Origin of the sequence: Glycomyces harbinensis (assembly GCF_900101745.1) — a bacterium.
Taxonomy (GTDB): domain Bacteria; phylum Actinomycetota; class Actinomycetes; order Mycobacteriales; family Micromonosporaceae; genus Glycomyces; species Glycomyces harbinensis.
In genome coordinates this window covers 231002-243104 of record NZ_FNAD01000005.1, presented here as the reverse complement: position 1 = coordinate 243104, position 12103 = coordinate 231002, and the positions used below count along the sequence as shown (strand labels likewise).

The window sequence follows — 12103 nt, the reverse complement described above, 5'->3', positions numbered from 1 at the left end:
CGCCCGCGTCCGGTCAGCCGCCGGTGAGGACGACCAGCCGCTGGGTCGCCCGGGTCATCGCCACGTACCGGTCGACCGCGCCCTCGACGCCGTCGCCGAACCCGTCGGGGTCGATGAGGACGACCAGGTCGAACTCGAGCCCCTTCGACAGCTCCGGTGTGAGCCTTCTGATCCGGGACGCGGCGTCGAACGCGGCCTCGAACGCTCCGGCGGCGGGCTCGGTGCCGATGACGCAGGCCGTCCCCTCGGCGTGCTCGGCCAGCCAGGCGTCGAGGATCGCGTCCAGGTCCGCGGTCGACCCGTGCTCGACGGGCACGCCGCTGCTGCGGATCGAGGTCGGCACGTTGGCGTCCGGGAGCGCGGCCCGGATGACCTGCTCGGCCTCGGCCATGACCTCCTCGGGCGTCCGGTAGTTGATGGTCAGCGAGGCCAGCTCGATCCGTTCGAGGCCGATGCGCTTCAGGCGCTCGCGCCAGGACTCGGTGAAGCCGTGCCGGGCCTGGGCGCGGTCGCCGACGACGGTGAAGCTGCGGGACGGGCACCGGCGCAGCAGCATCTGCCACTCGGCGTCGGTCAGCTCCTGCGCCTCGTCCACGACGACGTGCGCGAACGGGCCCGCGAGGAGGTCGGGGTCAATGGCGGGCATCGCGTCCTCGTTGATCAGGGCCGCCTGGAGGTCGTTGCCGTGCAACATGATCATCGCGCCCTCGTTGTCGTACTCGGCTTCGAGGAGGTCTTCGACGACGCGGTCGATGACCTCCCGCTGGGAGGCCTCCTCGGCGGCCTCCCGCCGCATCCGCCGCCCGGTCTCGGGGTCGCCGAGCCGCTGCCCGGCGGCGTCCAGGAGCGGCAGGTCGGCGGTGGTCCAGGCCTGCGCCTCGGCGCGCTGGAGCTTGGCGACCTCCGCCTCGGTGAGCCAGGGCGCGCACATCCGCAGGTAGTCGGGGACGGTCCACAGGTCGCCGACGAGGTCGTTCGGCTCGATGAGCGGCCACGACCGGTTGAGGGTCGCGGTGAACTCCCGGTTCGCCCGCAGCGAGCGGCGCAGCAGGTCTTCGGAGACCTCGTCCTCGTCGAGCTTGTCGAGGATGATCGCGGCCAGCTCCTCCCAGATCTGCTCGCGCGCCTCGTTGTGGGGCGTGCCGTGGGCGACCGCCGCGAACGCGTCGGCCCACTCGCGGGCGGTGACCTTCACTTCGCCCCAGTGCGTCTCGACGTCCGTGCCCTGCTTGGGCGGGCGCTCGTAGAGCCCGATCGCGGGTTCGATGGCCGTCGCCATCCGGGCGGTCGACTTGAGGCGCGCGACCTCGGGGTCCGGCTCTTCGACCGCCGCGGCGCCTTCGGGGAGGAGGTCGCGGACGGTGCAGGTCTGCACGCCCTCCTCGCCCAGGCTGGGGAGGACGTCGGCGACGTACGCCAGGTAGGGCTGGTGGGGGCCGACGACGAGGACGCCGCCGCGGTGGTGGCCGACGCGCGGGTCGGAGTAGAGCAGGTAGGCGGCGCGGTGGAGGGCGACGACGGTCTTGCCGGTGCCCGGTCCGCCGTCCACGACGAGCGCGCCGCGCGATCCGGCGCGGATGACGGCGTCCTGGTCGGCCTGGATGGTGCCGAGGACGTCGCGCATCCGCTCGGACCGGTCGGCGCCGAGGCTGGCGATGAACGCGGACTGGTCGTCCAGGGCCGCGTTGCCTTGCAGCCCTTCGGCGGTGAACACCTCTTCCCAGTAGTCGGCGATCCGGCCCCGGGTCCAGCGGTAGCGGCGGCGGCTGGCCAGGCCCATCGGGTCGGCGTGGGTCGCCCCGAAGAACGGCTCGGCCGCGGGGGAGCGCCAGTCCAGCAGCAGCCGGCGGCCGTCGCCGTCGGTGAGGCCGAGTCGTCCGATGTAGACGGTTTCGGTGCCGTCGGCGCTGACGGTGCGGCCGAGGCACAGGTCCAGGCCGAAGCGGCGCAGCGCGCGCAGGCGGGCGGTCAGGCGGTGGATCTCCTGGTCCCGGTCCATGGCGGCCTGGCCCTGGCCGCCGGGCGCCTTGCGGGCGGCCTCGAGCCGCCCGGTGAGGTCGCCGATCGACTGCTCCAGGCTCGCGCCGATGGCGGCGAAGTGGCGCTCGTCGTCGGCGATGAGTTTCGGGTCGGCTTTGGCGGAGAGATTCGCGGGCAGTTGGAACGCACTGGAAGTGGCGGGTTGCACGGCATCGCTCCGATCGAGCAGCGGCCCGGGGGCCACTGTTTCCGCAGGTGGTGAGGTCTCGATCGGCTATTGTGCACCACGTTGCGGGCCATAGGGGCGACCCGGTCCGAACTGCTTCGCGCACGCTGTGCTAGATACTGGAGACAAAGGGGCGGATCGCGCCGTGAGCACCGCGATGGATCACCGGCCCCGAGTCCCCCTCCTTCGGCCCGGGTCCGGGTCAGACGAAGTCGCCGACGCCCTGATAGGTCGCGACCGGCGCCGCTCCGGTGCGTTCGAACTCCAGGAGCAGCAGGCCCTTCGGCGTCGCCTCGTGACCGGTCAGGCGCAGACCCACGGGGCTCCCGGGGTGTTCGAGCAGGCGCCTTCCCGTGCCGACCACGGTCGGCGCGACCACGAGGCGGAGCGCGTCGACCAGGCCCGCGGCTAGCAGCGCGTTCCCCAGCCGGGCGCTGCCGTGGATCTGCAGTTCGCGGCCCGGCCGCGCCTTGAGCTCCCCCACGGTCCGGACCGGGTCGCCGCGCAGGACGGTGGTCGGATGCCAGTCGCCCTGCTCGAGCGTGCCGGTGACGACGTACTTCGGCAGCGCGTTCATCCGCTCGGTGAACGGGTCGTCCGGGTCGGTGATCTGCGGCCAGTCGCGGGCGAACGCCTCGTAGGTGCGCCTGCCGAGCAGCAGGCCGTCGGCCAGGCCGAGCCACTCGGAGGCGCGGCGGATGAAGTGCTCGTCCATGTACGGCACGAGCCAGCCGCCGCGGGTGAAGCCGTCGCTGGTGTCCTCCTCCGGCGAACCGGGGCCCTGGCTGACGCCGTCGAGGCTGACGAACTCGGTGAGCGAGAGCCTCATCCCTCGGCCGCCTTCGCGAGCTGCGCGGTGACCGTGCCCCAGCCTTCGAAGAAGCCGAGCTCCTCGTGGCGCGTGCGGGATTCGGGGGTGCCGTGGCGCACGACGACCCGGTAGTCGGTGCCGTCGGGGTGGTCGGCGAGGGTGATCTCGGCGGTCATGGCGACCGGCGCCGGATCGACCGGGCGCCAGGCGCTGTCGATCGCGTTGGTGAAGACGATCCGCTCGAGGTCGTCGACGACGAGGAAGCTCGCGTCCAGGTGCGGGAGGAACGTCTCGCCGTCCTCGCTCATGCGCGTGACCATCGCGCCTCCGGGCCGGACCTCCAGGCGGTCGACCTTGCAGCGCATGGGGGCCGGCAGCCACCACTGCTCGAAGCGGGACGGGTCGGTCCACGCGTCCCACACGGCGGCGCGCGGCGCGCGGATGACGCGTTCGAGGGTCAGGTCGAGGTCGGGATTCATGACGGCTCCTTCGGGTCGGTGACGTGCTGTTCGAGGCGGTCGGTGCGCTCTTCCCAGATCCGGCGCTGCTCCCCGAGCCAGTCGTCGAGGACGGCGAGGCGCTCGCGCCTGAGTTCGCAGGTGCGCACCCGGCCGGACTTGACGGTGCGGATCATGCCGCACGATTCGAGGGTCCGCACGTGTTTCATGAACGACGGGAGGGTCATCGGGAACTCGCGGGCGAGGTCGCCCACGCTCCTGGGGCCGCGGCCGAGGCGGCGGACCACGTCGCGCCGGGTCGGGTCGGCCAGGGCGGTGAACACGCCGTCCAGCGCCGCCGAATAGTTTGCCATGAGGCTAAGTATTGCACCGGAGGACGGTGAGCGCAAGGGCTCGCCGTTCTCGTTCCTAGACCTCGATCTGGGAGCCCATGATGACGGTGCGGTCGCGCGGGAGCCGGAAGTGCTCGGCCGCGTCGGCGGTGATGTGGGAGGTCGCGATGAACAGCTTCTTGCGCCAGGCCGCCATGGTCGGTTCGCCGCCGCACCGCAGCTGGATCGTCGACAGGAAGTACGAGGCCTGGTCGAGGTGCAGGTGCTCCTGCTCCTCCAGCAGGCTCAGCGCGTGCGGCACGTCCTGGGTCTCCATGTAGCCGAAGCGGGCGGTGACGTGGATGATCCCGTCGTCGGCGTACCCGAGGTAGCTGACCTGCACGCGATCAGTGTCCGCGATGCGCGGCACCGGCTCGGTCTCGATCGAGACGATCACGATGTGCTTGTGGCGCACGTGGTTGTGCTCGAGGTTCGCCCGCAGCGCCAGCGGCGCGGTGAGCTTGCCGCGGTTGAGGAACACGGCCGTGCCGCTCACGCACTGGGACTTCGGCAGCTCCGCGCGCATCCGCTTGACGAACCCGCGCATCGGCCCTTCGAGGCGGTCGCGTTCGGCGGTCACGATGACCCGGCCGTGCTGCCAGGTGACCATGACGGTGAACGCGGTGACGCCGATGAGCAGCGGCAGCCACGCGCCGTGGACGAGCTTGGTGAAGTTCGCGGCCACGAACAGGAGCTCGAACGCGAGCAGCGGGCCGCCGAAGCCCAGGACCGCCCACAGCGGCAGGTTCCAGCGCGGCTTGATGATGTACAGGAACAGGAGGGTCATGATCGCGATCGTGCCCATGACGGCCATGCCGTAGGCGTACGCGAGCGAGGCCGAGCTGCGGAACGCGAACACCAGGGTCAGCACCGAGACCATGAGCAGCCAGTTGATCCACGGCACGTAGATCTGCCCGTACTGCTGCGCGGAGGTGTGGTCGATGCGCAGCCGCGGCAGGTAGCCCAGCCGCGAGGCCTGCGAGGCGACCGAGTACGCGCCGGTGATGACCGCCTGCGCGGCGATCACGGTCGCGGCGGTCGCGAGGATCGACAGCGGCAGGCGCGCCCATTCGGGCGCGAGCAGGAAGAACGGGCCCGAGACGTTCGCGGGGTCCTCCAGGATCAAAGCGCCCTGGCCCATGTAGCTGAGCAGGCACGCGGGGAAGACGACGAGCAGCCACGCCTTGCTGATGGCCTTGCGGCCGAAGTGCCCCATGTCGGCGTACAGGGCCTCGGCGCCGGTGATGCACAGGACGATCGCGGCGAGGGCGAAGAACGCGATGTGGAAGTGGCCGAACAGGAACGCGGCCGCGTACGTCGGCGACAGGGCCTTGAGAATGTCGGGGTGGTGGCCGATGCCGCCGATGCCGAGGGCCGCGATGGTGGTGAACCAGACGATCATGACCGGTCCGAACAGGCGCCCGACCGCGGCGGTGCCCTTGCGCTGGACGGCGAACAGCGCCACGATGATGACCGCCGTGATCGGGACGACCGCGGTCTCCAGGGACGGTTCGACGACCTTGAGGCCCTCGACGGCCGACAGGACCGAGATCGCCGGGGTGATCATGCTGTCGCCCAGGAACAGGGAGGCGCCGAAGATGCCCAGGGCCGCGAGGGTCAGCGCGGCCTTGCGCCCGCGCCCGGCCTTCCACCGGCGCAGGAGCGTGATGAGGGCCATGATGCCGCCCTCGCCGTCGTTGTCGACGCGCATCGCCAGGAGCACGTAGGTGACCGTGACGATGATGGTCATCGACCAGAACATGAGCGAGATGACGCCGTAGATGCTCGCCTGGTCCACGGGCACGGGGTGCGGGTCGGCCGGGTTGAACACGGTCTGGAGGGCGTAGATCGGGCTGGTGCCGATGTCGCCGAAGACCACGCCGAGCGCGCCGACGGCCACGGCGAGGCCGGCGGTCCGGCGCGCGCCGGGGCCGCGGGGGGACGAGTGGGCGAGTGCGGGCTCACTCGCGCTGCTCGCAGCGGTCACTGCAGTACTCCTTCTCAGGGCTGTCCGGGCGCCGGAGGTCCGTCCGACCGATGGACCATAGCTCGCGAATTACGCCCGCTGACCTGGAAGCCTTCCAGGTGGGCGCCGTCGGATTCCCCGATTGGGCCATTTCACACCCGGGCCGGGCGCGGCGGCCCGCCCCGATCGGCGCTCCCGCCCGTCGGCGGCGACGGCTCGTGTCCGTTCTGTTCAAGACGGGGGCGCCGGTGCGGCCATAGCGTGGAGCCATGACACGCATCACCGACACCATGACCGAACGGTCCGCCGAGTTCGTCTGGCTGACCGGCAGTGTTCTCGACCAGCACCGGTACGCGCTCTGGAGCGGCGGCGGGAGTCGGGAGGCGGCGCTGGCCGCCCTCGACGCCCACCGCACGACCGACGGCGGCTTCGCGTTCGCGCTCGAAGCCGACGTGAAGGGGCCCGATCCGCAGCCGCTGACGGCGATGACCGCGCTGGAGATCCTCGACGAGATCGGCGCGCTCGACCAGACCGCGGGCGCGGGCGTCTGCGACTGGCTGGCCCGGTACACCGCTGCCGACGGCGGCGTGCCCGACCTGCTGACCACGATCACCGCGTACCCGCGCCCGCCGTGGGTCGAGGCGCCCCCGCAGGACGAGGGAGGGCTGCTGACGACCGCGCGGGCGGTCGGAATGCTGCTGAAGCACCGGATCGACCACCCGTGGGTCGAGGGGGCGACCGCGTTCTGCCGCAGCAGGATCGACGCGATCGAGACCTCGCACCCGTACGAGGTGTTCAGCGTGCTCGCGTTCCTGGAGCACTGCCCGGACCGGGCCTGGGCCGAGGCCGCGGCGAAGCGCGTGGGGGCGATCGTGCGCGAGGCCCCGCTCGTACTGCTCGACCCGGCGAACCCGGACGGGATCGCGACGCCGCCCGGGTACGCCGAGCACGAGTTCACCTTCGCGTGCGATTTCGCGGGGACGCCGGACGGCGTCGCGGCGGCGTGGTTCACCAGGGACGAGATGCGGGCCGCGCTCGACCATCTCGTCTCCGAGCAGCGGGAGGACGGCGGCTGGCCGATCCACTACAAGCTGTGGAACCCGGCGATCGAACAGCAGGCGAGGCCGCGGGCGACCATCGCGGCGCTGAAGATCCTGAAGGCCTGGGAGGGCGTTGTCTGAGGGCAACGCCGCTCGGCCGGCGCACCGGTACCCGCTGCGGCCCCGGCGCGACACGTTCGGGTGAAAGCGAGCGATCCGGGCCCGAAAGGGCCCGGATCCTGTCGGACCCCCGCGGAAGGATCGAGCGGCGCGACAGTCGTTTCGTTTCCCCTCTCGTGGTGGGTGGGGGTTTGTGGACGGGCGATCGCAGCGCGGACCCTGCACGCGCACCGCGGCCCGGGCGGCCTTCGGCCCGCCTGCCGGCCGGGCGCGCTCAGGCGGGTGCGCCGACCACCAGTTCCCTTGGGGGCCGGCCCGACCAGCGCCGCATCTGGCGGCTGAGGTGCGCCTGATCGGCGTAGCCCTGCTCGGCGGCGAGGCGGGCCCAGTCCGGGCCGTCCTCCGCGAGCGCGGCGGTGCGGCGGAAGCGCAGGATCTGCTCGAGGGTCTTGGGGCCGTAGCCGACCGCCGCGATCACACGACGCCGCAGCTGGCGTTCCGAGTAGCCGAACTCCCAGGCCATGTCGCCGATCGCGGGCGGCCTGGGCCGGTCGAGCGCTTCGGCGACGGCGACCGCCACCGGGTCGGGCGCGAACCGCGCCGCCCTGGCGTGCAGCGCCTGCGCGAGATGACCGGCGACCCGCCACGGGTCGGGCTCGCCGCCGACCCGGTCCTCGAGGCGGCTCGCGGCGGTCCCCCACACCTCGGTCAGCGCCGGCTGCGCGTCGCGGACCTCGCTCGCCGGGGTCTCGCCCAGCAGGACCCGCGCGGCGCCCGGCCGCAGCCGCACGCCGGTGATCGGCTCGCCCGGCCCGAGCGCGACCTCGCGGTGGGCCGAGTCGGGTCCGGCGATCTCCAGGCGCCCGCGCATCCAGATCAGGTCGACGCACCCGTCGGGGACGATGCGGGCCGCCTCGTCCCCGGCCCGGCGCGTCCACACGCACGGGGACCAGGCGCCCATGTCCCCCCGGACGGCGCGCTCCTCGTAGCTCGAACCGGTCGCCACACCTCCAACGTAGCGCCGCGGTGTGACAGGAGCGCCCGCCTCCGCGAACCGGGAAGCGCCGGGAGCGCACCGCGCGCTCGGGGCGCTCGCGGCGCCCGGGCCGTTCGCGGTGCGCGCCGAGCTCTGGCGGCCGCCGGTGAAAACAGCGCGAGACGAGGGCGGCGGTTCCCTCGTCTCGCGCCTTCACAGCACGGACCGGCGTCTGGAGGAGCGCCGACCCGCCGTTCTAGCAGCCGATGCGGCCGAAATCCTCACGGGTCACGTTGATCACCGCGGGCCGCGGGATGCGCCCGGGTCCGTCGGGCCACTCCGAGAGCGGGTTCTCGTAGCTCGCGCCGTCGATCTCGCCCGGGTGCTGGGCCGCGACGAGCACGTGCTTCTCCTGGACGACCGGCCCGCAGGTCTCCGCGCCGCGCGGCACGGTGAGGAACTGCTTGACCTGGCCGCGGTGGGAGCCCTCGAGCGGGACGGCGAACAGGCCGTCGTTGGTGCCCAGGGCGTTGCCGTCGGTGGAGATCCACAGGTTCCCGTACGGGTCGAAGGCGACGTTGTCCGGGCAGGAGATCGGGGAGACCTGGTCCTTGGGGAACCCGCCGAAGTAGGTCGACGGGTCCTCGGGGTCGCCGCAGACCAGCAGCAGGTTCCAGCTGAACTTGAGCGCGGTCGGGTCGTCGTGGCGCTCGGTGAGCTCCAGGACCTGGCCGTGCTTGTTCGAGCTGCGCGGGTTGGCCTCGTCGGCCTTCGCGTTCGTGCCGGTGCCGCGCGCAGTGTTGTTGGTGAGCGCGACGTAGACCTTGCCGGTCTTGGGGTTCGGCTGGACGTCCTCGGGGCGGTCCATCTTCGTCGCCCCGACCATGTCGCCGGCCTGGCGGGTGAAGACGTACACCTCTTCGGCGGTCATGCCGTCCACGAAAGACTTGTCGCCGGAGGCGAGCTTGATCCACTCGCCCGAGCCGTCGAACTTCCCGTCGGAGGGGAGCGCGCCGGTGCCGTCGATCTCCGACGCCGGGCTGTCGCCGGTGAACTTGGCGACGTAGAGCGTGCCCTCGTCCAGGAGCGTGCGGTTGTGCTCGCGGGCGCGGCGGCTGTTGCCGGTCTTCATCTTCTTGTCGGAGACGAACTTGTACATGTAGTCGAAGCGCTCGTCGTCGCCCATGTAGGCGACGACGCGGCCGTCGCGGGTCAGGCGCGTGTCGGCGCCCTCGTGCTTGAAGCGGCCCAGGGCGGTGCGCTTGCGCGGCGCCCAGTCGGGGTCGTACGGGTCGATCTCGACGATCCAGCCGAACCGGTTGGGCTCGTTGGGCTCCTGCGCGATGTCGAAGCGCGGGTCGAACTGCTCCCACTTGCGGGCGCTGGCGGCGCCGGAGAGGCCGTAGCGCGCGAGGCGGGCCTTGGCGTCCGGGTCGGTCACGGTGCCGGCGTTGGCGAAGTACTGGTTGAAGTTCTCCTCGCCGGAGAGGATCGTGCCCCACGGGGTGGTGCCGCCCGCGCAGTTGTTGAGGGTGCCCAGGACGGTCTCGCCGTCGGGGTCGGCGGTGGTCTTGAGCAGGTCCGATCCGGCGGCGGGGCCGGTGACCGTGAACGGCGTGGTGACGGTGACGCGGCGGTTGAGGTCGTCGCCGAGGCGAACCGTGAGCTCGCCGGAGCGGCGGTCCTCGTCGAGGGCGACCACGGTCATGCCGTGTGCGGCCCAAGCGGTCTCGACCTGGTCGCGGGTCGGGGCGACCTCGTCGTAGGCCGGGAACATCATCGACTCGCTGGTGTACTCGTGGTTGGCCACGAGGACCTTCCGGCGGCGGCTGTCGGGGTGCTCCAGGAGCGCGGCGTAGTCGTTGTTGTAGCCGAACTGGCCGGCCTGCGACTCGGGGGTCTGGTGCTCGGGGTCGAACTCCGGGACGTCCTCGAAGATCGGGTCGCCCCAGGCGATCACGACGTGCTGCTCGTAGCCGTCCGGGATGGAGACCTGGTCGGCCTGGTTGGGCTCGACCGGCTCGAAGTCCAGGCCGCGCGGGCCCCGGCCCCAGTTCGCCGAGGCGGTGTCCGCCCCGTTCTCGCCGGCGGCGGCGGGGGCCGCGAAGACCCCGGCGGCACCGGCGGCCACGGAGGCGACGACGCCGCTGCGCAGGAGCGAGCGCCGCGAGACGGCCTGGGCGATGAGGTCGCCGAGGTACGGGTTCTGCGAGGTGTTGGGCACCGGGTGGCTGCAGGCGTTGCCGCAGCGGTAGGCGCAGGTCATCGCCGAGCGTCCGCCCTCATGGGGGGCGAACAGCGGCAGTCGACGGCGATCGGATGGGGATTGCATCGCGACTCCAAATCAGTCCGGTGTGAACGAGCGGGGGCGGCTCGTGTTGTGGTTGTCTCTCACCTGTGTGGAAGCTATGCGCCGCAGGTGCGCGGTTCCACCAACCTCGAGTGAACTCCGGGCAAACGGCCGCGGGCGGGCGAATCCCCGAATCGGGCAGGCGGCGTGCGCGGGGGTGTTACCGGTTGACAATGTTTACCGACGCAACTTAGCGTTGGTCAGCCGCCGGACCCCGGCGGCGAAAAACCGCCGCTCCGAGGAAAGGCCAGCGCATTGCAGCGTCAGACCGTGTCCGCAGCCGAGTACCCGATCATGCCGGGCTTCTACCCCGACCCGACGATCTGCCGCGTCGGCGAGGACTACTACCTCGCCCATTCCAGCTTCGAGTACTTCCCCGGCGCCCCGATCTTCCACAGCCGCGACCTGGTGTCGTGGAAGCAGATCGGGAACATCCTGACCCGGCGCGGGCAGTTCCTGCCCGGCGACCGGCGGGCCTCGGGAGGGATCTACGGGCCGACGCTGCGCCACCACGACGGGCGCTTCCACTACGTCACGACCAACGGCAGCGACGCCGGCTCGGGCCAGACGATCGTGACCGCTGAGGACCCCGCAGGGCCTTGGAGCGACCCGGTGTTCGTGCCGCAGGCGGTCGGCGTCGACCCCGACCTGGCCTGGGACGAGGACGGCGAGTGCTACCTGACGTGGGCGGGCACGGTCGCCGGCGAGGAGGTCAACGGAATCCACCAGGGCCGCCTGGACCTCAAGACCGGCGAGTTCGTCGGCGACCCGTACCCGGTGTGGCAGGGCACCGGGCTGGCCGCTCCCGAAGCGCCGCACCTGTACCGCATCGGCGGCCACTGGTATCTCATGCTCGCCGAGGGCGGGACCGAGCGCGGCCACACGGTCACGATCGCGCGCGCCGAACGCCCCGAGGGCCCGTACGAGGCCTGCCCGGCCAACCCGGTCTTCACCCACCGCTCGACCGCGCTGCCGGTCCAGAACACCGGGCACGCCGACCTGGTCGAGACGGCCGCGGGCGATTGGGCCGCGGTCTACCTGGGCGTGCGGCCGGGCGGGTTCACGCCGCAGTTCCACGTGATCGGCCGCGAGACGTTCCTGGCGGGCGTCGACTGGGTCGACGGCTGGCCGGTCTTCGACGCGGGACGCTACGAGCTGACCCCGGCGGACACGGCGTTCGCCGACGACTTCTCGGGCGGGCTGGATCAGCGCTGGGTCTCCCCCGGGGGCGAGCCGGCGGCCGTCGCGGCGCCGCACCCGGAGGGCGGCCTGGAGCTGCGCGAGCCGGGGGACCCGTCGCCGGGGCTGCTGTGCGCGCGGGTGCGCGATCTCCGCTGGACGGCGACGGCGCAGTTCACCGGGTCGGGCCGGTTCGAGGTCCGCATCGACGACCGGCACAAGTACGGCCTGCTCTTCGCGGACGGGCGGGTCACGGCGTACGCGCGCATCGGCGGCGTGAGCGCCGACCTCGGTTCGGCGCCGGCGCCCGAGGGCCCGGCGACGCTGCGCATCGACGCGGTCGAGTGCGACGCGGCGACGTTGACCGCTTACGGCCCCGACGACATCGTGCTCTCGGTGCAGGAGGCCGGGGGCGCGGTGGAGTTGGCGCGCCTGGACGGGCGCTATCTCTCCACGGAGGTCGCGACCGGTTTCACCGGCCGGGTGATCGGCGCGGGCGCGGTCGGCGGCTCCTCGCGGCTGCACCGGATCGCGTACACGCCCGGAACGTAAGGCCCCCATGCCGAAGCGGCCCCGGGGGTGACCCCGGGGCCGCTTCGCTTCGGTGCACGCCGACCGCTGTGTTC

General features: G+C 72.2%; 9 protein-coding genes. 2 read left to right on the top strand and 7 right to left on the bottom strand.

The features are described from left to right. Nucleotides 1-13 precede the first annotated feature (13 nt). The 5 genes from helR to BLQ63_RS10985 all read right to left on the bottom strand — a co-directional run bounded on the left by helR (nucleotide 14) and on the right by BLQ63_RS10985 (nucleotide 5833). Entirely contained in the window at nucleotides 14-2188 is a 2175-nt protein-coding gene (helR, locus tag BLQ63_RS11005) for an RNA polymerase recycling motor ATPase HelR (RefSeq protein WP_091033507.1), read from the bottom strand. Between the two features lie 220 nt (nucleotides 2189-2408). Continuing rightward, nucleotides 2409-3035, bottom strand: a complete 627-nt coding sequence (locus BLQ63_RS11000; protein WP_091033503.1) for a dihydrofolate reductase family protein — start codon at nucleotides 3033-3035, stop codon at nucleotides 2409-2411. After that, on the bottom strand, nucleotides 3032-3496 hold the full coding sequence (locus BLQ63_RS10995; protein ID WP_091033498.1) for an SRPBCC domain-containing protein: 465 nt from the start codon (nucleotides 3494-3496) through the stop codon (nucleotides 3032-3034). The genes BLQ63_RS11000 and BLQ63_RS10995 overlap by 4 nt, the downstream gene beginning before the upstream one ends. Further along, complete coding sequence (locus tag BLQ63_RS10990; protein ID WP_091033494.1) at nucleotides 3493-3828, bottom strand: ArsR/SmtB family transcription factor; 336 nt, start codon at nucleotides 3826-3828, stop codon at nucleotides 3493-3495. The genes BLQ63_RS10995 and BLQ63_RS10990 overlap by 4 nt, the downstream gene beginning before the upstream one ends. Nucleotides 3829-3883: 55 nt before the next feature. Continuing rightward, complete coding sequence (locus BLQ63_RS10985; protein ID WP_091033491.1) at nucleotides 3884-5833, bottom strand: potassium transporter Kup; 1950 nt, start codon at nucleotides 5831-5833, stop codon at nucleotides 3884-3886. A gap of 248 nt (nucleotides 5834-6081) precedes the next feature. Between BLQ63_RS10985 and BLQ63_RS10980 the strand changes: the two genes are divergently transcribed. Then, nucleotides 6082-6993 (top strand): prenyltransferase/squalene oxidase repeat-containing protein, encoded by a 912-nt coding sequence (locus BLQ63_RS10980; protein WP_091033488.1) that lies wholly within the window; start codon nucleotides 6082-6084, stop codon nucleotides 6991-6993. Between the two features lie 253 nt (nucleotides 6994-7246). Here the strand turns inward: BLQ63_RS10980 and BLQ63_RS10975 are convergent, their stop codons facing one another. Next, entirely contained in the window at nucleotides 7247-7978 is a 732-nt protein-coding gene (locus BLQ63_RS10975) for a helix-turn-helix domain-containing protein (protein ID WP_091033484.1), read from the bottom strand. 226 nt (nucleotides 7979-8204) lie between these two features. Beyond that, entirely contained in the window at nucleotides 8205-10280 is a 2076-nt protein-coding gene (locus tag BLQ63_RS10970) for a PhoX family protein (RefSeq protein ID WP_091033481.1), read from the bottom strand. Between the two features lie 288 nt (nucleotides 10281-10568). Between BLQ63_RS10970 and BLQ63_RS10965 the strand changes: the two genes are divergently transcribed. After that, nucleotides 10569-12029, top strand: coding sequence for a glycoside hydrolase family 43 protein (locus BLQ63_RS10965; protein WP_218125204.1), 1461 nt, complete (start codon nucleotides 10569-10571; stop codon nucleotides 12027-12029). The last annotated feature ends 74 nt before the right edge of the window (nucleotides 12030-12103 follow it).

Bases quoted from the DNA above. Each gene is read 5' to 3' on its own strand.
- BLQ63_RS11000 (WP_091033503.1), bottom strand. From the start codon at position 3,035: ATGAGGCTCTCGCTCACCGAGTTCGTCAGCCTCGACGGCGTCAGCCAG.
- BLQ63_RS10995 (WP_091033498.1), bottom strand. From the start codon at position 3,496: ATGAATCCCGACCTCGACCTGACCCTCGAACGCGTCATCCGCGCGCCG.
- BLQ63_RS10990 (WP_091033494.1), bottom strand. From the start codon at position 3,828: ATGGCAAACTATTCGGCGGCGCTGGACGGCGTGTTCACCGCCCTGGCC.
- BLQ63_RS10980 (WP_091033488.1), top strand. From the start codon at position 6,082: ATGACACGCATCACCGACACCATGACCGAACGGTCCGCCGAGTTCGTC.
- BLQ63_RS10970 (WP_091033481.1), bottom strand. From the start codon at position 10,280: ATGCAATCCCCATCCGATCGCCGTCGACTGCCGCTGTTCGCCCCCCAT.